20 protein-coding genes and 2 tRNA genes are annotated in these 24,891 nt (G+C 59.6%); 13 read left to right on the forward strand and 9 right to left on the reverse strand.

Annotation, left to right across the window (positions count from 1 at the left end; genetic code table 11):
- Positions 1 to 18 precede the first annotated feature (18 nt).
- The gene (locus NW833_RS08240) at positions 19 to 831 is read right to left on the reverse strand and encodes a PhzF family phenazine biosynthesis protein (RefSeq protein WP_414412147.1); all 813 of its coding nucleotides are present in this window, start codon (positions 829 to 831) and stop codon (positions 19 to 21) included.
- A gap of 210 nt (positions 832 to 1,041) precedes the next feature.
- Between NW833_RS08240 and groES the strand changes: the two genes are divergently transcribed.
- The 6 genes from groES (at position 1,042) to NW833_RS08270 (ending at position 7,240) form a co-directional block, all read left to right on the forward strand.
- The gene (gene groES, locus NW833_RS08245; RefSeq protein ID WP_414393818.1) at positions 1,042 to 1,353 is read left to right on the forward strand and encodes a co-chaperone GroES; all 312 of its coding nucleotides are present in this window, start codon (positions 1,042 to 1,044) and stop codon (positions 1,351 to 1,353) included.
- A 90-nt stretch (positions 1,354 to 1,443) separates the two neighbouring features.
- On the forward strand, positions 1,444 to 3,075 hold the full coding sequence (gene groL / locus NW833_RS08250) for a chaperonin GroEL (RefSeq protein ID WP_414412148.1): 1,632 nt from the start codon (positions 1,444 to 1,446) through the stop codon (positions 3,073 to 3,075).
- Positions 3,076 to 3,221: 146 nt separating this feature from the next.
- Entirely contained in the window at positions 3,222 to 4,064 is an 843-nt protein-coding gene (locus NW833_RS08255; protein WP_414412149.1) for a DUF429 domain-containing protein, read from the forward strand.
- 27 nt (positions 4,065 to 4,091) lie between these two features.
- The gene (locus NW833_RS08260; RefSeq protein ID WP_414405644.1) at positions 4,092 to 5,255 is read left to right on the forward strand and encodes a GuaB3 family IMP dehydrogenase-related protein; all 1,164 of its coding nucleotides are present in this window, start codon (positions 4,092 to 4,094) and stop codon (positions 5,253 to 5,255) included.
- 38 nt (positions 5,256 to 5,293) lie between these two features.
- Positions 5,294 to 5,365, forward strand: a tRNA-Val gene (locus NW833_RS08265).
- Between the two features lie 294 nt (positions 5,366 to 5,659).
- The gene (locus tag NW833_RS08270) at positions 5,660 to 7,240 is read left to right on the forward strand and encodes an iron uptake porin (protein WP_414412150.1); all 1,581 of its coding nucleotides are present in this window, start codon (positions 5,660 to 5,662) and stop codon (positions 7,238 to 7,240) included.
- Positions 7,241 to 7,727: 487 nt separating this feature from the next.
- Here NW833_RS08270 and NW833_RS08275 read toward each other — a convergent pair whose 3' ends face one another.
- Together NW833_RS08275 and NW833_RS08280 are read right to left on the reverse strand one after the other, a co-directional pair.
- Complete coding sequence (locus tag NW833_RS08275) at positions 7,728 to 8,567, reverse strand: DUF6671 family protein (protein ID WP_414412151.1); 840 nt, start codon at positions 8,565 to 8,567, stop codon at positions 7,728 to 7,730.
- A gap of 52 nt (positions 8,568 to 8,619) precedes the next feature.
- Positions 8,620 to 10,311, reverse strand: coding sequence for a SulP family inorganic anion transporter (locus NW833_RS08280; protein ID WP_414412152.1), 1,692 nt, complete (start codon positions 10,309 to 10,311; stop codon positions 8,620 to 8,622).
- A gap of 197 nt (positions 10,312 to 10,508) precedes the next feature.
- Between NW833_RS08280 and gyrA the strand changes: the two genes are divergently transcribed.
- The 4 genes from gyrA to psb28 all read left to right on the forward strand — a co-directional run bounded on the left by gyrA (position 10,509) and on the right by psb28 (position 15,160).
- Positions 10,509 to 13,022 (forward strand): DNA gyrase subunit A, encoded by a 2,514-nt coding sequence (gyrA, locus tag NW833_RS08285; RefSeq protein WP_414412153.1) that lies wholly within the window; start codon positions 10,509 to 10,511, stop codon positions 13,020 to 13,022.
- Positions 13,023 to 13,206: 184 nt separating this feature from the next.
- Positions 13,207 to 13,602, forward strand: coding sequence for a DUF760 domain-containing protein (locus tag NW833_RS08290; protein ID WP_414395907.1), 396 nt, complete (start codon positions 13,207 to 13,209; stop codon positions 13,600 to 13,602).
- Between the two features lie 44 nt (positions 13,603 to 13,646).
- Positions 13,647 to 14,819, forward strand: a complete 1,173-nt coding sequence (locus tag NW833_RS08295; RefSeq protein WP_414412154.1) for a glycerate kinase — start codon at positions 13,647 to 13,649, stop codon at positions 14,817 to 14,819.
- 26 nt (positions 14,820 to 14,845) lie between these two features.
- Entirely contained in the window at positions 14,846 to 15,160 is a 315-nt protein-coding gene (gene psb28 / locus NW833_RS08300) for a photosystem II reaction center protein Psb28 (protein ID WP_414395904.1), read from the forward strand.
- Here psb28 and gatA read toward each other — a convergent pair.
- The 6 genes from gatA to NW833_RS08330 form a co-directional block, all read right to left on the reverse strand.
- Entirely contained in the window at positions 15,157 to 16,656 is a 1,500-nt protein-coding gene (gatA, locus tag NW833_RS08305; protein WP_414412155.1) for an Asp-tRNA(Asn)/Glu-tRNA(Gln) amidotransferase subunit GatA, read from the reverse strand. The genes psb28 and gatA overlap by 4 nt on opposite strands.
- Positions 16,657 to 16,701: 45 nt before the next feature.
- Positions 16,702 to 17,040, reverse strand: a complete 339-nt coding sequence (locus NW833_RS08310; RefSeq protein WP_414395900.1) for a hypothetical protein — start codon at positions 17,038 to 17,040, stop codon at positions 16,702 to 16,704.
- Positions 17,041 to 17,121: 81 nt separating this feature from the next.
- A tRNA-Ala gene (locus NW833_RS08315) sits at positions 17,122 to 17,194 on the reverse strand.
- Positions 17,185 to 17,823 carry a Uma2 family endonuclease gene (locus tag NW833_RS08320; RefSeq protein WP_414412156.1) on the reverse strand — a complete coding sequence of 213 codons (639 nt, stop codon included), beginning with the start codon at positions 17,821 to 17,823 and terminating at the stop codon, positions 17,185 to 17,187. The genes NW833_RS08315 and NW833_RS08320 overlap by 10 nt, the downstream gene beginning before the upstream one ends.
- 70 nt (positions 17,824 to 17,893) lie before the next feature.
- Positions 17,894 to 18,190: a hypothetical protein gene (locus tag NW833_RS08325; protein ID WP_414412162.1), complete on the reverse strand. Its 297-nt coding sequence runs from the start codon at positions 18,188 to 18,190 to the stop codon at positions 17,894 to 17,896.
- A 138-nt stretch (positions 18,191 to 18,328) separates the two neighbouring features.
- Positions 18,329 to 18,628 (reverse strand): ferredoxin, encoded by a 300-nt coding sequence (locus NW833_RS08330; RefSeq protein WP_414395897.1) that lies wholly within the window; start codon positions 18,626 to 18,628, stop codon positions 18,329 to 18,331.
- A gap of 449 nt (positions 18,629 to 19,077) precedes the next feature.
- Between NW833_RS08330 and NW833_RS08335 the strand changes: the two genes are divergently transcribed.
- From NW833_RS08335 to NW833_RS08345, 3 genes are all read left to right on the forward strand, one after another.
- On the forward strand, positions 19,078 to 21,291 hold the full coding sequence (locus NW833_RS08335) for a hypothetical protein (RefSeq protein ID WP_414412157.1): 2,214 nt from the start codon (positions 19,078 to 19,080) through the stop codon (positions 21,289 to 21,291).
- A gap of 252 nt (positions 21,292 to 21,543) precedes the next feature.
- A complete protein-coding gene (locus tag NW833_RS08340) occupies positions 21,544 to 23,985 on the forward strand; it encodes a hypothetical protein (RefSeq protein WP_414412158.1) in 2,442 nt (813 codons plus the stop codon).
- Positions 23,986 to 24,139: 154 nt separating this feature from the next.
- A complete protein-coding gene (locus NW833_RS08345; protein ID WP_414412159.1) occupies positions 24,140 to 24,535 on the forward strand; it encodes a hypothetical protein in 396 nt (131 codons plus the stop codon).
- Positions 24,536 to 24,891 lie beyond the last annotated feature (356 nt).

Consider the following 24,891-nt stretch of genomic DNA (forward strand, 5'->3'; position numbering starts at 1 on the left):
CCAGCCGGGGTGTTTTTTCTAAGGAATCCTCAGCTCTCCCACCATCACCAGCACTGCCTGCCCGGCAATCTCCACCCGAGCGCCGAGATAGCGACACCAGAGCTCACCCCCCCGCGTCGAGAGCTGCCGCACCCTGAGCTCAGTTCGACCCAGCCGCTCCGACCAATAAGGCGCCAACAGACACTGGGCAGAGCCGGTTACGGGATCCTCCGGAATCCCCAAGCGGGGGGCGAAAACGCGGCAAACAAAATCCGCTCCCTCCTCTAAATCTGCTCCGGCAGCGGTGACGATTAACCCGGAGACAGAGAGCGCCTCCACCTGAGCCCGATTCGGCTGGACTTGCCGCACCTGCTGCGCCGAAGCCAGCACCGCTACCCCCATGCTGCCGCGGTACAACTCTAGAGGAGGGATCCCCAAGGCCGCCGCCACCTGTTCTTGCGCTTCCAGCCAAGGTTGGGGAGTCTGGGAGGGGAAATCCATCGCTAGCCGCTTTCCTTGCTGCCGCACCAACACCTGGCCACTGCGGGTGGAGAAGGCCACCTCCTGAGCTTCTGGGTGAACTTCGCTCAAGAGCACATGGGCAGCAGCTAGGGTGGCGTGCCCACAGAGATCCACTTCCGTTGTGGGGGTAAACCAGCGCAGGCTGTAGTGGGGGAGGCCATCCCAGGATCCCTGGGGCAGCAAAAAAGCTGTTTCCGACAGATTGTTCTCTGCCGCAATTGCCTGCAACAGCTCCTGCGGCAGCTCCTGGGACAGCAAGCAAACCGCTGCCGGATTGCCCCTAAAGGGCACTGCCGTAAAGGCATCCACCTGAAACAAGGGAATTTGCACCGCCTCTCCTCCCCCAAAAGGCGCAGAGGAAGTCGGGAGATCCACACCCAACCGCCTCGTCTGTCGTTGCAGCTATTGTCAGGCTGCAGAGCTGACTGATAAACTAGCACTCGGAAGCCGAGAGTGCTAAAGCCTCAATGGATGCGAGTTTAGTTGACTCCTCAATCACCCTTTGACTTCCTGTCATAGGCATCACGGAGGACACTTAGTATGGCTGCAGTAACGCTGAACGTCTCTACGCTGAAACCGCTGGGCGACCGTGTGCTGGTGAAAGTTGCCCAGCAGGATGAGAAAACCGCAGGCGGGATCTTTTTGCCTGACACTGCCAAAGAGAAACCCCAAGTAGGGGAAGTGGTTGCGGTCGGTCCTGGCAAGCGCAATGACGATGGCAAGGTTATTCCAATAGAGCTGAAAGTAGGCGACAGAGTGCTCTACTCCAAGTACGCCGGCACGGAGGTGAAGCTGGGTACCGAGGAGTATGTGCTGCTAGCTGAGCGGGACATCCTTGCCATTGTTCAGTAGTTCTAGCAAGAGGCAGCAAGTGCTGTAAAAGAGACCGACTGCTGCTAGCTTCTAGCTTATCCTTCGTTGGCTGACCGTTGGAGGTTAACTATGGCTAAGTCGATTATTTTCAGCGAAGAAGCCCGTCGCGCTCTTGAACACGGCATGGACATTTTGGCAGAGGCCGTAGCCGTTACCCTTGGCCCCAAAGGGCGCAACGTGGTGCTGGAGAAAAAATTTGGCGCACCCCAGATTGTTAACGATGGGGTAACCATTGCCAAAGAAATTGAGCTGGAAGACCACATTGAAAACACGGGAGTTTCTCTCATCCGTCAAGCTGCCTCTAAGACCAATGACATCGCTGGCGACGGCACCACTACAGCTACGGTCTTGGCCCACGCCATGGTGAAAGAAGGGCTCAAGAACGTGGCTGCTGGCGCCAACCCCATCGCCCTCAAGCGCGGCATTGACAAGGCAGTGAAGTTCCTAGTGGACAAAATTGCCGAACACGCCCGCCCAGTAGAAGACTCCAAAGCCATTGCCCAGGTGGCGGCCATTTCTGCTGGCAACGATGAGGAAGTGGGCCGCATGATTGCCGAGGCCATGGAAAAAGTGGGCCGCGAGGGGGTGATCTCCATAGAAGAAGGCAAGTCCATGACCACCGAGCTGGAAGTGACGGAGGGGATGCGCTTTGACAAAGGCTACATCTCCCCCTACTTCGTCACTGACACGGAGCGGATGGAGGCGGTTCTGGAGAACCCCTACGTCCTGATCACCGACAAGAAGATTACCCTGGTGCAAGACCTGGTGCCGGTTCTGGAGCAAGTGGTCCGCGCTGGTCGTCCGCTGCTGATCATTGCCGAAGACATTGAGAAGGAAGCCCTGGCCACCTTGGTGGTGAACAAGCTGCGGGGCGTGCTGAGCGTGGTGGCGGTGAAAGCGCCTGGCTTTGGGGATCGCCGCAAAGCCATGCTGGAGGACATCGCCATCCTCACCGGCGGCGAAGTGATTAGCGAGGAGCGCGGCCTGAAGTTGGAGAACGCGCGTCTTGAGTCCCTTGGCTCGGCTCGCCGCGTCACGGTAACCAAGGACCACACCACCATCGTGGCGGAGGGCAACGAAGCGGCGGTGAAAGCCCGTTGCGAGCAAATCCGTCGCCAAATTGAAGAGACTGACTCCACCTACGACAAAGAAAAACTGCAAGAGCGCTTGGCCAAGCTAGCTGGCGGTGTGGCGGTGATTAAAGTGGGCGCGGCCACCGAAACGGAAATGAAGGATCGCAAGCTGCGCCTGGAAGATGCCGTCAACGCCACCAAGGCGGCGGTAGAAGAGGGGATCGTCCCCGGCGGCGGCACCACTCTGGCCCACCTGATTCCGGTGGTTACGGAGTGGGCGCAGGCCAACCTGTCTGGCGATGAGCTGGTGGGGGCTATGCTGGTGGCCCGTGCTCTGGGCGCTCCGCTGCGCCGCATTGCCGAGAACGCCGGCCAGAACGGCTCGATTGTGCTGGAGCGGGTGAAAGAGAAGCCCTTCACGGTGGGTTACGATGCCCAGAACGACGCCTATGTGGATATGTTCGAAGCGGGTATCGTTGACCCGGCCAAAGTCACCCGCTCTGCCCTGCAAAACGCTGCCTCGATTGCCGGCATGGTGCTCACCACCGAAGCTATTGTGGTGGACAAGCCCGAGCCCAAGAACAACAAGCCGGCTGGTGGCGGCGGCGCGGATGACTACGACTACTAATCCCCTGGCACGAAGAGGCGGCAGCTTCTCCAGTAGCAGAGAGTCTGCTGCCTTGCCGGGGTAGAGTTGACTGCCTGAAATAATCTTTCGGGATCCCAGGTGGGATCCCTTTTCCTTATCCCAGGGGGCGCAGAGGAGAAGGCGGCGTGGCACGGTTAGTCTGCATTGGCCTAGATCTGGCCTGGTCAGCCCGCAACCCTTCGGGGGTGGCGACGCTGGAGGTGGAGATTCTGGATCCCGCCATTCAAAACCTGACAGGCTACCTCCTGGACAGCCGCCTTCTGGGGACCAATGAGGAAATTGTGGACTACATCCAAGCCCAAGCTAGAGGGGATCCCTGCCTGGTGGCAGTGGATGCCCCCTTGCGCGTTCCTAACTTGAGGGGCCAGCGGCAGGCAGAAGCCGAACTCAACCGTGTGTTTCGACCCTACGCTGCCGGCGCCCACCCCGCCAACCGCCGGCTTCTGGAAAGAAATGGTCAGGTGCGAGGAGAAGCGCTGGTGCAAGCCCTCGCCCGCTATGGCTTTCAGGAGCAGGCCAGCATCGAGCAGGGGCGCTTGGCCCGTCAAGTTACTGAAGTCTTCCCCCACAGTGCCATCGTGAGCCTGTTTGGCCTTAGCCGCAGCCTCCCCTACAAGGCGCGTCCCCGCCGCAGCTGGCAGGAGCGAGAACAGGCCTGGCGGCTGTACCAGCAACATCTGCGCGCCTTGGCCAGCACCGATCCCTCTCTGCAGGGCCACGAGCCCCTGCTCCAAGTGGAGGTGGGATCCCTTAGAGGCCGCCAGCTCAAAAACTACGAAGACCAAGTCGATGCCTTGATGTGCGCCTACATTGCCCTCTACGGCTTCCGCTGGGGATCCCAGCGCTGCCACAGCTTCGGAAGTCTGCAGGAAGGGCACATCTTCACACCCTTGCCCAAGAAGCCAGTTGACTCCAAAACTTTCTCTAGCTTTAGAGACCTCCTTGGCGGCATGATTAATTATAATTAAGAGATCCTCTTGCTAAAGAGGAAAGAAATGAACGTCCAACTGGGCCGCAATCGACAGGCAAGACGGGCTTACGGACTGGATGAGATTGCGCTGGTGCCGGGCAGGCGAACCCTGGATCCCAGCCTGGTGGATACCCACTTCACTATAGGAGGGATCCAACGACCCATCCCCATCATTGCCAGCGCCATGGATGGCGTGGTGGACGTCAAGATGGCGATTTTGCTCTCCAAGCTGGGAGCTTTTGGAGTGCTGAACCTGGATGGGATCCAAACTCGCTACGCGGATCCCGACGAGGTGCTGGAGCAGATTGCCGCAGTTGGCAAAGACGAGTTCGTCCCCCTGATGCAGCGCCTCTACAGCGAGCCGGTCAAGCCAGAGCTAATCCAAGAGCGCATTCGCCAGATCAAAGCTGCCGGCGCCATTGCTGCCGCTAGCTGTGTGCCCGCCCACGCTGCCCAATACGGCCCCCTGGTCGCGGAAGCGGGGGGGGATCTGTTTTTCGTCCAGGCCACTGTGGTTTCCGTCCACCACAAGGTGCCTGAGGGCATGCAAAAGCTCGATTTGGCCCAGTTCTGCCGCTCTATGCCCATTCCCGTAGTGGTGGGCAACTGCGTCACCTACGAGGTGGCCCTAGAGCTAATGCAAGCAGGAGCAGCGGGGGTCCTGGTGGGCATCGGCCCGGGGGCTGCCTGTACCTCCCGCGGCGTGTTGGGGGTGGGGGTGCCACAGGCTACAGCGATTGCCGACTGTGCCGCTGCACGGGAGCAGTTCCTGGCGGAAACCGGCACCTATGTCCCTGTGATTGCCGATGGGGGATTGGTGACCGGTGGCGACATTTGCAAAGCCATTGCCTGTGGGGCCGATGCAGTGATGATCGGATCCCCTTTGGCCCGTGCCCAAGAGGCGCCCGGTCGCGGCTTTCACTGGGGTATGGCCACTCCTAGCCCCGTCTTGCCCCGCGGCACCCGCATCCGCGTGGGATGCACCGGCACCCTGGAAGAAATCTTGTGCGGCCCCGCCCGCCTCGATGACGGCACCCACAACCTCTGGGGTGCTCTGCGCACCAGCATGGCCACCCTGGGCGCTGCCAACCTCAAGGAAATGCAGCAGGTGGAGATCTGCATTGCCCCTTCCCTGCTCACCGAGGGCAAGGTGTACCAGAAAGCCCAGAGCCTGGGCATGGGGAGATAGCGCCCGCCAATGCTAAACTCAGTAGCCGGGATCCCCAAGGGCGGTTAGCTCAGCGGTAGAGCGCCTGCCTTACAAGCAGGATGTCACTGGTTCGAGTCCGGTACCGCCCATCCTCATCCAGGCTGGCAGCTTGGGGGATACACCCGCTAGCCAGGGCCGGATCCCTGGGGTAGAGTAATGGGTGTGGAGCCTGAATTATCTAGCCCTGGGGATCTCGCATTGAGTCTGGCTCAAAAAGTGTGTAAAGTGGTAGACGGTATGGACTGGGGCTGTACTATGTTGTGTTATTTATTCTTCTAAAGTCCGCAATTGTCAGGCTCGCTCTCGAGGTAGACGGCCTGTTACTTCTAGAAGGCACTGCTACAGCCAAGACAGGTGTGAGGACAAAGAACAAGGAGAGAAACATGCCCGCAAAACACGCGAACTACTGGAAAACGCTGCTGGCTGGGACTCTAGGTGCAGCGGCAGTCTTGACCCCTGGGGTGGCTTATGCCCAAGCGACGGGGCCGGTCACCTCCATCTCTGAACTTTCGGATGTGCAGCCTACTGACTGGGCTTTCCAGGCGCTACAATCTCTGGTCGAGCGTTACGGCTGTATTGCCGGCTACCCCGACCGCACCTTCCGCGGCAACCGGGCCATGACCCGCTATGAGTTTGCCGCTGGGATGAACGCCTGCTTGGATCGCATCAACGAGCTGATCGCTGCTGGGCTGGCCGACAAGGTTTCCAAAGAGGACTTGGCTACGCTGCAGCGGCTGCAGGAGGAGTTTGCGGCTGAGCTGGCGGCTCTACGGGGGCGGGTAGAGGCAGCAGAGGCCGATATTAACGACCTCAAAGGCAAGGTCTTCAACCCGGTTACCAAGTTGAATGCCGAGGTGATTACGGCTATTCTGGGCAGCGCCCTGACAGAGGATCGGGTTGTTGGGGGAAGGGTTGTGGCTGAGCAGGACCAAGCCAACATTACCCTGCCCTATCGGGTGCGGCTGAACTTCGACGCCTCCTTTGCTGGCCGCGACCGTTTGCGCATCCGCCTGCAGGCTCGCAATGCGGTAACCGCCTTCTTCTCTGGGGATCCAGGCGTTGGCTTTGGCGGGGGTGGCGGTGGCACTTTCACCCTGGCCCAGTTGGTCTATCAGTTCCCTGCCTTTAACGGCGCTGCCACCATCTACGCCGGCATCACGGGCACAGGGGTGCCCAGCGTCCTTCAATACAGCGTTCCCTTCGATGCCCTTTCTGACTTTGCCGACCTTCCCAAATCCACGGGAGATGTGCCCAGTGGAACGCTGTTTGGCTTCCGCTCTCGTCTCAGCGACCAGCTTCGCTTAGCCTACGCCTACAGCACTCGCGGCGCCCAGGACTTAGGCAGCGGCTTTGGTGACAGCGGTTTGACGGGCAACGACAGCGCTCACACGGTGGAGCTGGGCTTTTTGCCTACAAAAGAGCTGGAGTTCTACCTGCAGTTCGCCACCACCTATCTGCAGGATGCCACAGGAGGCCCCAGCTTCTTGGCCACCGGCAGTAACCTCTTCCGAGGGCCGCTGCGCCGGACTGAGGTAACCACCTCTGCGCGGGTCAATGCCTTTACGGTGGCCGCTAAGTGGGATGTAAGTCCACGGATTACGGTGTCCGGCTGGTTCACCGCTGGCAATGTCGATTACAACCTGCCTAATGTGGTACCAGCTGGCACTATCGATCCAGGTGACGAAAGCTTCAACGGCTGGCTGTTTGGCTTTGTCTTCCCGGATCTGTTCGTGGAGGGTGCCAAAGGTGGTGTGGTCTTCGGCCAGCCAATCGTGACCACTGACAATTCTGGCGTGTGGGATACCCGCCCCTTCGTAGTGGACGTCTACTACAGCTTCCCGGTCAATGAGTACATTACCTTGACACCTGCTGCCTATTTTGTAAGCAACCCCAACGGCGGCAGGCCAGGAGACAACGACCCAACCATTGGTGTGGGCGCTCTGCGGGCAGTGTTTACCTTCTAACCCCTTGCTGTCCTGCCTAGGTTAAAAATTTAGGGATCCGCCACTGCGGATCCCTTTTTTGCTTCCCAAGCCTTGCCGCTCTGAAAGACTTATACAACGCTGGACAAAAGCGGACTTTTGCTCCAGGTTGACGCTTTCTTCCTGCTTCCACGACCCGCAGCTAGTGGCAGAGTTTACCCCTACCACACCGCCAGAGGAATCTCCACAGGCGTAACTTCCCCGCGATCGCGATAGCGGGCCGTAGGCCTTGCTGCAGGTAGTTGCTACGAGCCCCCATAAGGCACACCGGCTAAAGACGGAGCCAACTTTAGCCTAGGCAAAGGGCCTACCAGAAAAGATGTACTCGCAAGCCTACTCGCTCAGCCCATCTCCGTCAAGGCAGGAGGTTGGTCATGCCACAAAGTGGCTGATTGTCCAGGGAATCAAGGACTAGAGGAGAGCCCTCGCCCTGGGATCCATTGAGGAAGTTGGAGGGGGCGCCGGGAAGCTAGGGGTTGCAAAAGGGGCACTGAGCCGGATCCGCCCAAGTCTCTGCCACAGGCTCGGTGTGGGTGTGGGAACAGCGGGCACAGCCATAGATCCATGCCTTGGTTACAGGGGTGGGAGCACCACACTGGCCGCAGGGCAAGCCTGCCAGGGGGCGGATGCGCCAGTAGCCGGGAGTGCCGCAGGCTGGGCAAAGGCTTTGGGCTTTGGCAATGAGGTTTTGGGTGGCTGCCGCGATGACCTGCAGGCGGGTTGGGTTGTACAGGGCCCGCATGTCGGTTTCCAGGTGCAGCCCCTGCTGCCGGGCCAGCAGCTCCTCCACCACCTGCCTCAGGGTTGCTTCGTCTTGGATCCCTTTGTGGATAACTTGGGGGTTTTCCGGCTGGTCGAGGGCGATCAGGGCATGCTCGGGGAAACCGACTTTTTGGGCAAAGTCAAGCGCTTCCGCAAAACTTTGCACCCAGCGATGGCTGAAATTGGTTTGGGTACTTTCTGCATAGCCCACCAGCTCCAAGGGATCCGCGCCGGATTCAAAAACCTTGAGCATGACCCATTCCTGGTTCCAAGGAATCCAAGGGATCTGGGGATGGGGGCCGAAGGATCCCTCGCTGGCCAAAACCAAGGGGGCAGGGTAAGCTTGGCGGGCTCTCTCGATCTTTAGACGTAGGGTGTGAAGGGGATCCCCTGGCCGGGGGCGCTCCCGCGAGAAGGTGCCGAATTGGTCGGTGTCTAGAGGTATCACCTGCACCTGGATCCCCAGATGCTCGGCCAAGAGAGGGGCAATCACCTTCTCTTTGCAATGCAGGGTTGCCAAGTAGGCAATCCGACCCTTCCAGTCCATAGAGGTGCTGCAAAAAGCCTACAGCTTTTGTCCTCGGGCCAGTCGAGATGGCTCAAACTAGGGGGCTGGGTTTTGCCGCCAAGCCCAAGTGGGCGACGGCCTCGGCCAAAGCGGCCTCTCGGCTTTCCACAAACCGCTCCGCCGGTAGGGGCAAACGTAGGCTTTCCAGGCGCTGCCGGATGCGGCCTCTGGCGCCGACGATCCACACCTGTTTGCCGCGATCTAGGGCCTCGCGAATGGCATTTTCCAGGGAGAGGGTCGCCGAAACCCCCAGCATCGGCACATCCGATAGGTCCACCACCAAAGCTTGGCAGGAGGCTACCGCCTGATATTGGCGGGAAATGGCCTGGGAAACCCCGAAGATCATCGGGCCGCTCAAGTAAAACAACAGCACCTGGCCGCGGCCCTGGCGCAGCAATTCCTTTTCCCGCGGGGTGAGGTCTACGGCATCGTCCGCATCGGTAATGGCTTTCACCTCTTCCGACTGAAGCTCGCTCAGGCGCTGGATGGTGAGCAAGTTGGCCACGAACACCCCCACTCCCACGGCGGCGATGAGATCCACAAATACGGTCATGAACATCACCCCGTACATAATGGCTGCCCCTTTGAGGGAGAGGCGGTGGGCCCGCTTGAGGAAGCTCCAGTCGAGGATATCCACCCCCACCTTAAAGGCGATCCCTGCCAGCACGGCCATCGGGATCCCTTGGGTCAGGGGAGCGGCAAACAGCACCACCATCAGCAGGATTAACGCTCGGGTAATGCCGGCTAGAGGGGTACGTCCGCCCGACTGGATGTTCACCACTGTGCCCATGGTGGCGCCGGCCCCCGGCAAGCCCCCCAGGAAGCCAGAGACCAGGTTGGCAATTCCCTGCCCAATCAGCTCTTGGTCAGAGTCGTGGCGGGTGCGCGTGAGGTTGTCGGCAATCACCGCCGTCAAGAGGGTATCGATGCAGCCCAGCATGCCCAGCACCACCCCGTCCAACACCAGGCTGGCCAAGGCAGCAAAGGGCAGCTGCGGCCATTGCACCTGCGGCAAGCCAGTGGGGATGGGGCCAATGCGCCGCAAATCCCAATCCGCCATGAACCAGCTGGCCACCAACGTTCCCAGCACCAGGGCCACCAACTGGGGCGGCACCGCCCGCCGCCAAGGCTTGGGATAGCCAAAAAGGATTGCCAGCGTTAGCAGACCTAACCCCAGTTCCGGCACCTTGAGGTTGAGCAGGTAGGTCGGCAGGTTCCGCACGGCCCCAATGACTCCCCCCTGGCTGGCGTGGCCCAACAGCGGCGGGATCTGCAGCAAAATCATGATCCAGCCAATCCCCGACATAAAGCCGGAGATAACGCTATAGGGCATGAGGGTAATGTATTTGCCCAGCTTCAGGGATCCAAACACGATCTGAAACAGGCCCCCCAGCATGACCACCGTGAAGGCCGGCGCCAGCCCCTGCTCGGGATAGCGGGCGGTAACCTTGGCAATGACTGCTGTCATCATCACCGTCATCGGCCCGGTGGGCTCGGAGATGAGGGTGGGGGTACCGCCGAACAGGGCCGCAAAAAAGCCCACACACACCGCCCCGTAAAGACCTGCCACTGGCCCCGCCCCGGAAGCTACTCCAAAGGCTAGGGCCATCGGCAAGGACACAATTGCCGTCGTCAGGCCACCGAAGAGATCCCCGCGCCAGTTTTCTAGACTTAGACGCTGACGCCAGCCCCTTAGAAGATTGCCTCCGCCAGCCTGTACCATACCTTGCCACTCTCAACGCTATAGGCAGCCTATCATTGAGGGTTACCCTAAGGCCAAGTTAGAGAATAGACTTTTACCTATGAACTTCTTCAGGGATCCCCGAGCAGCCCCGGCGGGAAGCTCCTCACAAGGCCGATGGTAGACTGAGACTAGGGCTACCTTGCCTGCGTCAAGCTAACTGGCATTCTTCCCATCCCATGAGCGACAACGAGTTGGCCGCGCGCATCATCTCCACTGACCTGCAGCGGGAGATGACGCAGTCCTACCTGGAATACGCCATGAGCGTTATTGTCGGGAGGGCTTTGCCGGACGCGCGGGATGGCCTCAAGCCGGTGCATCGTCGCATCCTCTATGCCATGTACGAGTTGGGCCTGACGGCGGATCGGCCCTTTCGCAAGTGCGCTCGGGTGGTGGGGGATGTAATTGGAAAATACCATCCCCACGGGGATCAGGCAGTTTACGAGGCCCTGGTGCGCATGGCCCAGGACTTCTCCATGCGGGAGCGCCTGGTGGATGGGCACGGCAACTTCGGCTCCATTGACAACGATCCGCCAGCGGCCATGCGCTACACCGAGTGCCGCCTCACGGCCTTTGCCCAGGAAGCCCTGCTGCAGGACCTCGACGCTAACACCGTTGACTTTGTCGACAACTACGACGGATCCCAGCAAGAGCCGCTGGTGCTGCCGGCGCGGATCCCGCAGTTGCTGCTGAACGGCTCTTCCGGTATTGCCGTGGGCATGGCCACCAACATTCCCCCCCACAACCTGGGAGAGCTGGTGGACGGCCTGATTGCCCTCATCGAAAACCCCAACCTGAGCAGCCTGGAGTTAATGCAGTGGATCCCTGGGCCAGATTTTCCCACGGGCGGGCTGATCCTGGGCCAGGAGGGCATCCGCGAAGCCTACGCCACCGGGCACGGCTCCATCACGCTGCGCGGCGTGGCCACCATCGAAACCCTCGAGCAGCCGGGCCGGCCGGCGCGGGAGGCCATTGTCATCACCGAGCTGCCCTACCAGACCAACAAGGCAGCCATGATTGAAAAAATTGCCGAGTTGGTCAATGAGAAAAAACTGGAGGGCATTGCCGACATCCGCGACGAGAGCGACCGCAGGGGCATGCGGGTAGTCATTGAGCTGAAGCGGGATGCCCAGCCCCAGGTGGTGCTCAACAACCTCTACAAACAGACCCCCCTGCAGACTAGCTTTGGGGTCAACATGCTGGCCATCCTCAACGGCAGGCCCTGCACCTTGACGTTGCGGGACGCGCTCCAGACTTTTCTGGACTTTCGGGTAGAGCTCATCGAGCGGCGCACCCGCTACGAGCTGCAGAAAGCCGAGGAGCGAGCTCACCTGCTCCAGGGGTACCTTGTGGCTTTGGGGCAGCTGGATCGGGTCATTGCTCTCATTCGGGAAGCGGCTGATACTGCCACCGCCCGCGCCGAGCTGCAGAGCCAACTGGGGCTAAGTGAAGTGCAGGCCGAAGGCATCCTCCAAATGCAACTGCGCCGCCTCACCGCCCTGGAAGCCGAGAAGATCCAGGCCGAGCACGAGGACTTGCTGCGGCAAATTGCCGATTTGCGGGACATTCTCACGCGGCGGGAACGGGTGATGCAGATTATCCGCGAGGAGCTGTTGCAGCTCAAAGCCCGCTTTGGGAGCCCGCGCCGCTCCCGCTTTTGCCTGGAGGACGGTGAGCTGGAGGTGGCCGATCTCATCGAAAACCGCGAGACGGTCATCTTCCTCACGGAACAGGGCTACATCAAGCGCATGGATCTCGAAGAGTTTCGGGTGCAAGGACGAGCCACCCGCGGCAAGGCTGGCGCTCGCATCAAAGAAGACGATGCCATTGCCCAATTTTTTGCCTGTTGCAGCCACGACACCCTTCTCTTTTTCACCAATCGGGGGGTGGCCTATACTCTGCCCGCCTACCAGATCCCCCAAGGGAGCCGCATCGCCCGCGGCAGTGCCATTGTCCAGTTGCTGCCGCTGAGCCGGGAAGAGCGGGTTACCTCGATGGTGCCCGTAGGCGAGTTTAGCGAGGACGAATACCTGGTGATGCTCACGCGCAGGGGGTACATCAAAAAGACGGCCCTCAGCGCCTTTGCCAACGTTCGCTCCAATGGCCTGATTGCCATTTCTCTTGAAGAAGGTGACGAGTTGTGCTGGGTGCGCCGTGCCCGCCCGGCTGACGACGTGGTCATGGCAACTCGCCAGGGCATGGGTATTCGCTTCCGGGCTGACGACGAGCAACTGCGTCCCCTGGGGCGGCCAGCTCGCGGTGTGCGGGCCATTACCCTCAACGCCGGCGACGCCATCGTCAGCATGGATATTCTCTCTGCCGAGGCGGTGAGGGCTGCTGAGCAAGAGGGAGAGCGGCTTGCCAATCCCTGGGTGCTGGTCATCACCAAGGAAGGTCGGGGCAAGCGCTTGGCCATTGACCATTTCCGCCAGCAAAACCGTGGCGGCAAGGGGGTGATCGCCACCAAGTTCCGCCAGGCGTCGGATGAGCTAGCGGCCCTGCGCATCGTCAATGCCGAGGACGAGATCCTCTTGGTCACTGCCAGGGGCATGGTCATGCGCCAGCTGGCTAAGGCCATTCCTGCCCAGTCGCGCGAGGCAACGGGTGTGCTGGTGCAGCGCCTGGATCCCGAGGACAGCATCGTCGGGGTAACAGTGGTGCCGGCCTCATTTGTCGGGGATCCCTCGCCCTAGAGCTCCGGCTGCTTTTAGGTACGGCATTTGCCGCCTCAAAAGGGTGGGATCCCGTACCGAGGGCGGCAAGGTGTAGGTGGTAAGCTGGGCGTAGCCCAAGTTGGGGGAGCGGCAAGAGCCTGACGGATCAGGCAGGCCATCCCGTTGGGCTTTAGTTGCTGTGTTTGGGGAGCTTGGTAACTCCATGTCCAGCCCAATCAACTTCATTCCTGGCTTTGAGGCTGTGCCGACGCCTAGCCCCAACAACCGGCTCTGGCAATACCTGCAGGCGCAGGATCCCAGCGTTTTTCAGGATATTGCCCGCAATTCTTCTCCAGAAGTGCTAGAGATCTTGGGCTATAACATCCGCAGCCTGCTGGGCAGTCTGCCGTCCGACCAATTTGGCGTTCAAATCGTTACCAACCGTGAAAGTTTGGCAAAGATGCTCTCTGGAGCGATGATGGGGGGCTATTTTCTGCGGGTGATGGAGCAGCGCCTGGCCCTGGAGCAGTCTTTGGGCAACTCACCCGCTGCCATCGACGCCTCCCAGGCCTCCAGCGCGGATCAACCTTCGCCAGCAGAAGGCGAAAGCGCTCAGTAGCCGGGGGCTAGGCTTTGTCGGCCTGCAGCTCAGTCCACCCTCTGGTGCCACTAAGGACATTCAAGGCATCCCAGCTCAGCCGCCCGCTGCGGCGAATTTTAGTCTGCCCGGATAGCTTCAAGGGATCCCTGACGGCTAAGGCCGCCGCAGAGAGCATTTCCCGGGGCCTCCGCCAGGTCTTGCCCGAGGCAGAGGTGGAGCTGCTCCCCTTAGCCGATGGGGGAGAGGGCACGCTGGAGGTATGGCTAGCGGCGCTAGGAGGCGAGAAGAAAGGCCTATGGGTTACTGGCCCCCTAGGGGATCCCGTCTGGGCCGAGTACGGGGTGGCAGGGAAGCGGGCGCTGCTGGAAATAGCCCAGGTGGCGGGCCTGACCTTGCTACCCCCCGAGCGGCGGGATCCTACCCGCACCACCACCTACGGCTTGGGGGAGTTGGTGCGGGTTGCCTGTCGGGAGCCCGTTGCCGAGATCTGGATAGGGCTGGGGGGATCTGCCACCGTGGATGCAGGAGCAGGCATGGCCCAGGCCTTGGGCTATCGCCTCTTGGATGAAGCGGGGGATCCCCTGGCCTGGGGCGGGGGAGAGCTATCCCGGCTGGCGCGCATCGAGTCGCCTGAGCAGCCGGTCTGGCAGGGCAAGCGCATCCGCGGCCTCTGCGACGTGCAAAATCCCCTCACCGGCCCGCTGGGGGCAGCCGCCGTCTTTGCCCCCCAGAAGGGAGCCACCCCCCGGCAGGTGCAGCAATTAGAGCAAGCGCTGCAGCGCTGGGCTGAAGTGGTCAAGCGCGACCTGGGTCGAGCGGTGGAGGGGATCCCTGGTGCTGGCGCTGCCGGTGGGTTAGGAGCAGGGCTAGTGGCCTTTTTGGGGGCCACCCTGGAGTCCGGGATCCAGCTTTTGGCTCAGCAGTTGAACCTGGCGGAGCACATCCGTCGCTCTGATCTCGTGGTCACCGGCGAGGGCCGCTTTGACGAACAGAGCACCATGGGCAAAGTGGTAGGGGTGGTGCTGCAGCAGGCTAGGGCAGCCCAGAAGCCTCTCTTGATTCTCTGTGGCCAGGCCTCCCCCGCCGCCCGCACCGACTTGGCAGTCGAGTCTCCCCCCATCCGGGTAGGCGCTCTCTGTGACTGGATCCCGGATGTGGCCGCAGCCCAGCGCCAGGCCAGCCATTACCTAGAGCAGCTGGCTGCTCAAGAGTTGCGGGCCTTTTGCCAGCTATAATGCTTGAATCGTAACTCTAGGAAGCCATGGCCAGAATTGAGTTTTCTCCCGGCATCGAGGAAGTACCCACCCAGGTACGGCTGCTGAAATCCAAAACTGGCAGCCGGGGATCTGCCATTTTTCGCTTCGAGGAGTTGAAGACAGATACGCAAAACATCCTCGGCATGCGGATGATTGACGAAGAGGGGGAGCTAACTACCCGCAACATCACGGCCAAGTTCCTCAACGGGGAATTCAAAGCCCTGGAGGTAGTCTACGACATGGAAACCGAAGCCGAGTGGGAGCGCTTCCTGCGCTTTATGGAGCGCTTCTCGGCAACTCACCAGATGGGCAGGGCCTAAATTCTGCCGGACTGGTGTTTGGCCTTGGATCCCCTCGCCTCTTCAACCGAGGGCTGCGGTAGCGGGGGGCGGCGCTTGTGCCAGTCAGTGCTCTGCTCGTAGGCATAGGCCACCCGCAGCACCTTGCTCTCTTGCAAGACGTTGCCGATGATCTGCAGGCCAATGGGCAGGCCGTCGGCAAAGCCACAGGGCAAGCTTAGCGCTGGCAAGCCCGCCAAATTGACGGGGATTGTCATCAGGTCGCACAGGTACATGCTCAAAGGATCCGCCCGCTCCCCCGCTTTGAAGGCTGGCGTGGGGGTGGTGGGGCTGACCAATACGTCCACCTTCTCAAAAGCCTTGAGGAAATCCTGCTTGATTAGGGTGCGCACCTTTTGAGCTTTTAGGTAATAGGCGTCGTAGTAGCCGGCTGAGAGGGCATAGGTGCCAAGCATAATGCGCCGCTTCACCTCCGGCCCAAAGCCACGGGCGCGCGTCTTGCCATACATAGCCAAGAGGGAGTCGGCAGGCTCCCGCAGGCCGTACTTGACTCCGTCGTAGCGGGCCAGATTGGAAGAAGCTTCCGAAGGGGCAATGATGTAATAGGTGGCCAGGCCATAGCGAAAGCTGGGACAGTCGATCTCCAGGATCTCGGCCCCCAGCTCCTCTAGGTGTTGGATGGCTGCTTGCACGGCAGCGCGGGTCTCTTCCCCACACCCTTCTCCCAGCAGGTCGCGGATGACTCCAATCTTGAAGCCTTTGATCTCGGGGATCAGGGCCTGGCTATAGTCCGGGATCTCCACCCTAAGGCTAGTGGAGTCCAGAGGGTCGTGGCCAGCAATCCCCTGCAGCAGCAGGGCCACATCCTCCACCGTGCGCCCAAAGGGCCCCACCTGATCCAGAGACGAGGCAAAGGCCACTAGCCCATAGCGGGAGACTAGCCCATAGGTAGGCTTGAGGCCGACCACGCCACAAAAAGCTGCCGGCTGGCGGATCGATCCCCCCGTATCGGATCCCAAGGCCACCACCGCTTGGCCTGCCGCCACCGCTGCTGCCGACCCCCCCGAGGATCCCCCCGGTACCCGCGTCAGATCCCAGGGGTTGGCCGTGCGCTGAAAGGCCGAGTTTTCCGTGGAGCTGCCCATGGCAAACTCGTCCAGATTGGTCTTGCCCACCATCACCATGCCGGCTGCTGCCAGCCGCGCCGTCACCGTCGACTCGTAGGGTGGAATGAACCCCTCCAGGATCCTGGAAGCGCAGGTGGTGGGGATCCCTTGGGTACAGAGGTTGTCCTTGACAGCCAAGGGGATCCCGGCCAAAGGGCCGATCTCCTCCCCGGCGCGGATGCGGGCGTCCACGGCTCTAGCCTGCTGCAGGGCCAGCTCCTCCGTGACGGTAATGAAGCTCTTAAGCTGCGGCTCCAGTTGGTGCAGGCGATCTAGGTATTCGCGGGCAATCTCCTCGGCAGAGCGCTCTTTGGCTACCAACTGGCGGTGGAGGGTGCGGATGACAGACATAGACCAACTTGCAAGGAAGGGCAAATGCCAATTGGAGGGCTTGGGCTACCGCCGTTCCAAAAAGTCGCGGCGCAGATCCCGAATCTCTTGCCGCATCTCTCTCATCTCTTTCGCCATCTCGTCAGTGCGGCGCTCTAGCGCTTCCGTGCGGCGTTCCAGGGCTTCAGTGCGGCGCTCAATAGCCCGGGTGCGCTCGTCAAAGCGATCCAGGGCCTCGCGGAAAAACTGCGCCAGCATCGCCTGCCCCTCACGCAGCTCTTGAATGAGAAGCTGCTGATTTTGTTGGACGAGGCGCATCTCTTGCTGAGCAGCTTTCAGCTCTTGCTGGGAAGCTTGCAGTTCCTGGATGGCGCGGATCAACCACTGCTCTTGCTCAGGTGTCATCGCTAGCGGCGCTACAGAACAAAAAATCCCCGTACCCCAACTCCCCCCTCTTTTTGGGAGAGAGACTAGGGGCAAGGGAAATGGAGAGTAGGGAACTCGAATCCCTGACCTCTGCGGTGCGATCGCAGCGCTCTACCAACTGAGCTAACTCCCCGTGCCTTTACTAGGATAACCTGAATCGGCAGCCAAGATCTCCCCCGCCTGCAACTCTAGCTCTACAAAAACCTTTGAGGGCACCCGCTCGGATCCCTTTAGCTCCAGCAGGTCGTACCAGCCTTCATAGAGCAGCAGCAGGCTTACTTTCTCTTCCAAAGGGTCCACAATCCAGTACTCACCAATCCCCAAGACGCAGTACTCCGCCCGCTTGGCCCGGTAGTCTGCTGCCCGGCTGGACTCGCTCACCACCTCCACCACCAATAGCGGCGGCGGGTCTTCTAGACGAATCAACGCCTCTCGGGATCCCATCTCCTGCCACTGCTGCAAAGGCAGCACCACCACATCCGGGATCCGCACCGTATCCCAGCGGTTGCCCCGCGGCGACTGGATCCCTAGGCCGCCCTGGATTGTTGTCCAGGGCAACTGCTGCCGCGCAATCTCTGCCTCGAAAACCTGGCTGAGAAACTTTTGAATCTGCACATGCCGTCCGGTTGGAAGGGCCATAGGAACCAACTCCCCCGCCACCAGCTCATAGCGGGTGTCGCTGCCATCTGAATAAGCAAGGTATTCCGCCAAGCTCAGGCGAGCTGTTGGGGGTGCGGAAACGGATCCCATGACCAGAGCCATAACTTCTCTGTTGCCATCCTAGCCTTCCAAAATAAAACCCCTTAGGAAGAGGGGCTAGAGGTCGCTTGGGCTAGCGCCGTTCCAAAAAGTCGCGGCGCAGATCCCGAATCTCTTGCCGCATCTCTCTCATCTCTTTCGCCATCTCGTCAGTGCGGCGCTCCAACGCTTCTGTGCGGCGCTCCAAAGCCTCAGTGCGGCGTTCAATGGCGCGAGTGCGTTCGTCAAACCGGTCGAGGGCCTCCCGGAAAAACTGCGCCAGCATCGCCTGACCTTCCCGCAGCTCTTGAATCAAAACCTGCTGGTTTTGCTGGGCAGCTTGCAACTCTTGGACGGCACGGATTAGCCACTGCTCCTGCTCAGGTGTCATGGCTAGCAGGTGTTGCGGTGCTACAGAAATCATACCGCCCTAAACCTCTCGCTCTGGGAGAGGGGCTGCTCAAAGCAAAACCCCCCTTCCTTAGGAAGAGGGGCCAAGGGTAGGGACGGAAACTCAAGCTCGATCAGTTCAGTAAAGGGCTTCTTCTTGGTGGGTGATGATGGTGCAGTCAGAGGTAGGGTAAGCTACGCAGGTCAGCACATAGCCCTGGGCAATCTGGTCGTCATCCAGGAAGGATTGATCGCTTTGATCCACGGTGCCGCTCACCAGCTTGCCAGCACAGGTCGAGCAGGCTCCGGCGCGGCAGGAGTAGGGCAGGTCGATCCCTTGTTCCTCCGCCACGTCCAGAATGTACTCGTCGTCCGGCACATCGATGGTGACGTCCAGGCCCCGCTCTTCGTTGATCAACCGAACTTTGTAGACAGCCATCCTGCTTGGGTCTCCAGAAAAAACGTCCACTCCTCATCCTGCCACCCTTCTGCCCCGGATCAAGCACTATTTGGTAAGGAAGTAGGCAGATCTTCGGATTTTTTACAAAGGAATCACCCGCCCCTCCAGAGCCTTCCTTCGGCAGGGCCACTCTGTGGGGGCAGGGCTCGGCCTTGGCCAGGCCCTCAGGGATCCCAGAAAAAAAGGGCAAGACTTGCCAAGTTGGGCAGATCTGACGGTATGATTTACGGAGTAGCTAGAGCAAGCGCCGAACAGGCGTGTATGCGTCTCCCACCCGACCGTCGAGCCTGAGGCCTTGAGTTGCTTCAGGTCAGGTGATCGGGTAAGGTAAGGGAAGTGTTCAGCCGAACCCTACTTTTTTGGTTAAGAGGAGAAAAATGAACGGAACAATGCAGAGGTGGCTGCTGAAGTCACTTGGTTCTCTGACCTTGGCGTCTGCCGTGGTGCTCTTGCCCGTGATTCTAACGGGCTGCGGTGAAAGCAGTACTAGCCCAACTGTGCCGGTGCCTCCGCCACCGCCGCCCCCGCCTCCCCCAGCACCAACTCCTACGCCGACTCCCACGCCAACCCCGCCAGCAGGAACAGTTAGAGTTACGCCCGAAACCGACATTAACCGGATTATCGCCACTTCTGATCCCACCCAGCCTCTCACGCTTGTCCTGGAGCCAGGGGTCTATCGCCAGAACATCGTGATCAACCGCAGCAACGTTACGGTGCGCGGTGCCACTGGCTTGGTGGGCGATGCTATTGTGGTGGGTGCAGAGAGCGGCGCTCCTGTTCAGGTCACTAGCAATGCCAGTGGCGTTGTTCTGGAGAACTTCAGCATTCTCAACACCCGCTCCCTGGCACCGATTGAGTACGGCATTAACGCTGAGGAGGCCACAGAAGTTACTGTTACGGGCGTTGACATCGTTCTCTTCCCCACAGGAACCCCTCCAGCTTCCCGTGGGGTAGCCATTGGCTTTGGCTCAGCTGCTGCTGGCGTCACCTCTAAGAACCTGACAGTAACCCGCTCCAACCTCTTTGTGGCTGGCGCAGCTAACTCAGCGGGTATTCGCATTGCCGGCGACAACGCAGGCATCAACCTGCGGGTGGAGACCAACAACATCTTCTTGGGCTACGCCGCAGCTCCCGATGGCGTGCGAACTCAGTTGATTAACTTTGTGCCGCAGGATGTGGGTGCGGGCTCGGCGGCTATTTTCATTGAGCCTGCCGTTACAGGGCTGAGCTTGGTGGCCTTTGCTGGCAACACCATTACTCCCAGAACCCCAACGGCTAACGTCTACGCCATTCGCGACGAGCGAGGCAGCGGCCTCAATGCCGTGGAGCGCCGTGACATCGTTGCTAGAAACACGGGCTTGGTGTTTAACAGCAACACCAGCAACATTTACCTCTCCATTACCCGCGCCATTGCTGAGGCAGCAGGTCCTAACCAGACAGTAACGGCTGGTCCTGGATCCTTTGTGGCTGAGGGCGAGATTGTTCTGCCTGCCGACAGGCCTGGCTTGACCTTGAACTCCGTTGATGGCACGAGCATAGTGCAGTCAGTCAAGATCCTGGCCGCTGATGCCACGTTGGGCGGAACGGAGGGCAACGGCTTCCGGATTACTGGCATTTCCCCAGATCCGGACGCTGGTGGGCCGGCTACACCTTACCAAGTAGCCATTGGCGAGTGTGACCTATCCAACCTCACCACCCGCAACGTGGAAGTCTCCTTCAACGATTTCACGCGGCCCACTCAGTCAGATGCCTACGTCTCTGTGCAAGTCTGCGACTTCTCGCAGGCGGAGGTTTACAGGAACCTGTTGCGCGGCTTCACCGTTGCTGGCGTACATGTGGTGTCGGCTGAGCCCAACACGGTAACCATTCGCGAGAACCGCTTTGAGCCTGCGATTGACAGCCCGTTCTTCATTGCGGCCATTGTGGATCGCCAGACTCAGGCACCGGGAACGCTGGCTCCTTTTGCCACGGCTTCGGTGACGGGCAACACCTTCAACCTGCCGCCGCAGGGCACTTTGGCCGTCTACGCTCGTCCTGGTCTTAACCTCACGCCAACCGCGGCGGGGGATCTGGGCGGAGAAGGCACCATTCTCAAGGCCTTCTTCAACAACACCATCACGCCCACGCCTATTCCTGGCTTTGCCGTGTGCGGTCGCCAAGAAAGCTTGGCGGGAGCCCCGGGCAACCTTCTGAACTTCGTGGATAGCCCGCAGCAACCGCAGCAACTAGCTCCTTTCACCTCTACTGTCTTTGGCGTGGTGTCGGATGCCCTCTGCTCGGCAGTGGGCTTCGGCCCAGGGGCCAGTCTGCAGTTCCAGCCTGGAGGCGCGCCGCCAGCTCCTCCGCCTCCGCCTGCCGGTGTGACGATCACTATCCCAGGCCTGCCTGCTGGTGCTACAGTAACGGTGACAGGAGCCGGAGGTTCCCCCGTTATTGCCACTTCCACCTCCGTGTCTAGAGACGTGGCTACCTTCCCAGAGCCATTCACCATCCCCTTTGGTGGCCAGATTCGGGTGACTCCCGCCATTCCTTCACCTGGGCCGATTACGGTTGGCGGTACTACCATTAGCACCTTTGACAACACCACTAACCCTGGCAGCACCACCTACTTCAACTTCGGGCCTGCCATTTCGGTGAACTAGCTCTTGTCTAGTCTGGCAACGGCGGCCTGCTGCTATTGGGCTGACGGAGTTGCTTGGTGGTGGCAGGTCGCTTTCTCCAGCTCGCCTGGCTTGCGCATCTCTCTGTCCAGAAGTTTTCCTGTTGTATTTTTGGCCGCTGTCTGGGTAAGCTTATTGACAGCTAGGCTTCGTGAGTTCACCTGGAGTGAGTTGGGCTGCGCTGGCCAAGGCTTCAACCGGTTGTAGAGTCTTTTTCTGGGAGATTCAACGACGATGTCTAACCGTAACCTCAAGCACAGCTTGCGTTCCACGCTGGCTTCCTTGGCGCTGGCCTCTTCTCTAACCGGGGTGGTAGCCGCTTGCTCTGCCGATGCACCCACTGTTACGCAGGTTCCCTCGAGCATCTCTGTCCAGGCTCCTGAAGCGGCTACGGCTGAGGGTGTCTCCTTCTACTACGAGGGGACGAAGACTTCCGTCAAAATTACGGACGCAGCAGTCCTTTTTGCCGCCTGCACTCTCAACACTAGCGACACAACCAAGATCGTAGATTTTGTCAACAAAACGCTTAAAGCAGGGCCGATTCAGGACAGTGATGTCACTGGGCTAGGTGACCCGCTGAAGCCCGCTATCTCTGACTTCACGGGCGACGGCACGGTTGACTGCAAAGATGCGGCGGTGCTGTTTGCCGTAGCCACGTTGGGCGCGGGGGCGCCTGCGGACAAGGTTAACGGCTTTTTGTCCGGCACCCTGAAGCTTCCCGAGGTGAAGGTTACTCAAACTCAGTTGGATACCTTCTTCACGACTCCAGCAACACCGACCCCGACGCCCACGCCCACGCCGACGCCTACTCCTTCTATTGTAGTTACTCCCAGCAGCTTAACCCTTCCGGCTCTTTCTACGGCTACCTTGGACATCAAGCCCAATGTAGCCCCAGCGGGTGGCAAGCTGGTGCTGAGCGTGGTGAGCACGGATTCCACCATCGCCTCCATTGCCGGCTCTTCTACCTTGACCTTCCCGGTGGGCAGCACCAGTGCTCAGCAGGTAACTGTTTCAGGTGTGGCTACTGGCACGGCCAGCATTGTAGTTACAGTTGCGGGTACCAGTGAAGCCACCAACTACGTGGGAGTGCCGCCGGTCACCGTGCCGGTGAAGGTGGAGCCCCCACTGGAGGCAGGACTGGTGGTTAAGCCAACAGAGGTTTCTGCCCAGGTGGGCTCGACGGTAACCTTCTCAGTAGCCCCTACGCAGCCCCCGCTCAATGGCAACCTAGTGGTCAGTGTGGTATCCAACAATCCAACGGTGGCGACGGTTAACCTGCCAACTCTGACCTTCCCCGAGGGGAACACGGCGCCTCAGGTGATAACCGTAACAGGGGTGGGTGTTGGTGAGGCCACCATCACTATTGAGCGAGCTGCTACCACGACGGCCACCAACTACCCGACTACTATCGCCAGCAAGACGGTGAAGGCCACCATTACGGCAGGACCACCCGTGGCTCCCAAGACTATCTTTGTGGAGCCGGGGGCAACAGGAGATGGATCCAGTCCCCTTTCGCCTGCCAACTTTGCAGCTGCCTTCACGGCTGCCAAGACCTTGCAGCAGGCTACGCCAAACCTGCCAGTTATCCTCAAAGTTGTTGGTGTTGGCACTGAGAACCTGCCCGGGACAGTCACTGAAGTTAATGCTGTCAACAACGGGACAATCACAATTCAACCGGAGCCAAACGCAGCCGGTGGGTTGGCAAGTGTGAAACTATTAGGAAACTTTAGCATCGGCTCAGCAGTCACGGTGAACGACATCACGATTAAACTCAATGGCTTTGACTTAATCATTAAAGGCAAGGCGAGCAAGCTGGTCGTTGAAGATAGCGGTGGTGCCGTTGAGCAGGTAACGGTAGCTACTGGAGCTACTGTTACAGATTCGACCATCACACTTCGTAACGATTTTAATGCTGCTACCAATAAGGGTGACCAGCTTATTGTTAAAGGAATCCTCAAGAACTCCACAGTTGTAGCGAATGCGAATGCAGCACAAACAGCCATTATCAAATTGGCTGGAAAGCTTGATGGTGTGACTTTCAGTTGTAAAATTAGTGCAGGTGATCTCGACAATGATGGAACACCCGACGGTCCTGGCGTATGCATTGAGGCTACCGCTGCGGGTGCTCAGATTATTAACAGTAAAGTTGACTTCGAGGCCGATCGCGGTAACTCTAGAATCCCTGGAGCAATAACTCCAAGCGTTGTAGATGCCGGTACTAACGGCGTTACCATCATAGGCAGCGTCCTTAATCGGATAGGCAGTACTAAAGTCGGAGCGTTTGCTGTCAATCATAGGGGTGGTGCCCTGGTCGTCCAGAACAGCACCATTGACTTGGGTGCACCTGACAATGCTGCTAGTCTTGACGATCCTGCTGATCCGAGTGATGCTCCTGATGATATCAGTCGCGCCGTGAGCAGTAACGCCAACAGTGGCTCGATAATCTTGACAGGGAACGTTTTCAGGGGTTACAACAGAGACGGCAAGTTCGTTGTTGAAATTCTGAATGTTCTTGGTTCAACTCCGCAGCAAATTGCTAACAACCAGTTCCAGATCACCAACCCTAATACAATAGGTATCAGGTCTTTTCGTGCTTCCTCTGAATTGACTGCCCAATACGCTACTGGTAGTGGCAATACCTTTGGTGCTGCCAGGAGAGCAGTCGAAGATAACTGATCTTATCTTTGTGTTAGCTCAGCTAAGGGAGAGGCCTGGGTCTCTCCCTTTTTTTCCAGTCCTGGGCTCGCTGCTACGTACAATGGTTTGCCGCGGCAGTACCAAGCTGGCGGGGGTGCTAATAGAATGGGATCCTAAGCTGCCGAGAAACCCCATGTCGGAGCGGTTGGAGCGGGTGGAGGCCATCTTGGAAGTCCTGGCCCAGCAGACCCTGGCCACTGCCCAGGCCACTGCCCGGAATACAGAAGCCATCGAGCGTCTTTTCGCAGCCACCGCCCAGAACACAGAGGCCATTGGGCAAGTTTTTGCAGCCATTGGTCAGAACGCAGAGGCCATTGGGCGTGTTTCCACAGTTACTGTCCAGAACACAGAAGCCATCGAGCGTCTTTTTGCAGCCACCGCCCAAAACACAGAGGCGATTGGGCAAGTTTTTGCAGCCATTGCCCAAACTAGGGAGTCCATCGCTGAGCTGCGGGCCAGCATTGCCGAGCTGCGCCAGGTGGTTGAGCAGCAAAACCGCGCCATTACCTACCTTATGAGCCAAGACTAGGCCCAGAGCGGTGGATCCTCTTCCTTCTCGGCCAGGGTTGGGGAATAATACCCGTTAGTTCCCCTGAGCTGGCCGGCGCCGAACCAAGACTGCAACCGCTACCCCAATTCTTGCTGATCCTTCGCTGGAGATTTGAGAATGTCTGACCGCAACTTCCCAACCAGTTGGCGTGTTTCCCTTGTTTCCTCAGTGTTGGCCGCCGCACTGGCCGGGCTAGTGGTGGCCTGTGGCTCTTCCTCAAGGGATCCTCTCACGGTTGCCACGCCCACGCCAACTCCGACCCCCACACCAACAAATTAGGACCGCCCCGCCCCAGACACAAAAGCGCAAGCCGCGCGCGCGGGGGGGGGGGGGGG

It is taken from the genome of Synechococcus sp. O70.1, from assembly GCF_047462215.1.
Classification (GTDB): Bacteria; Cyanobacteriota; Cyanobacteriia; order Thermostichales; family Thermostichaceae; genus Thermostichus.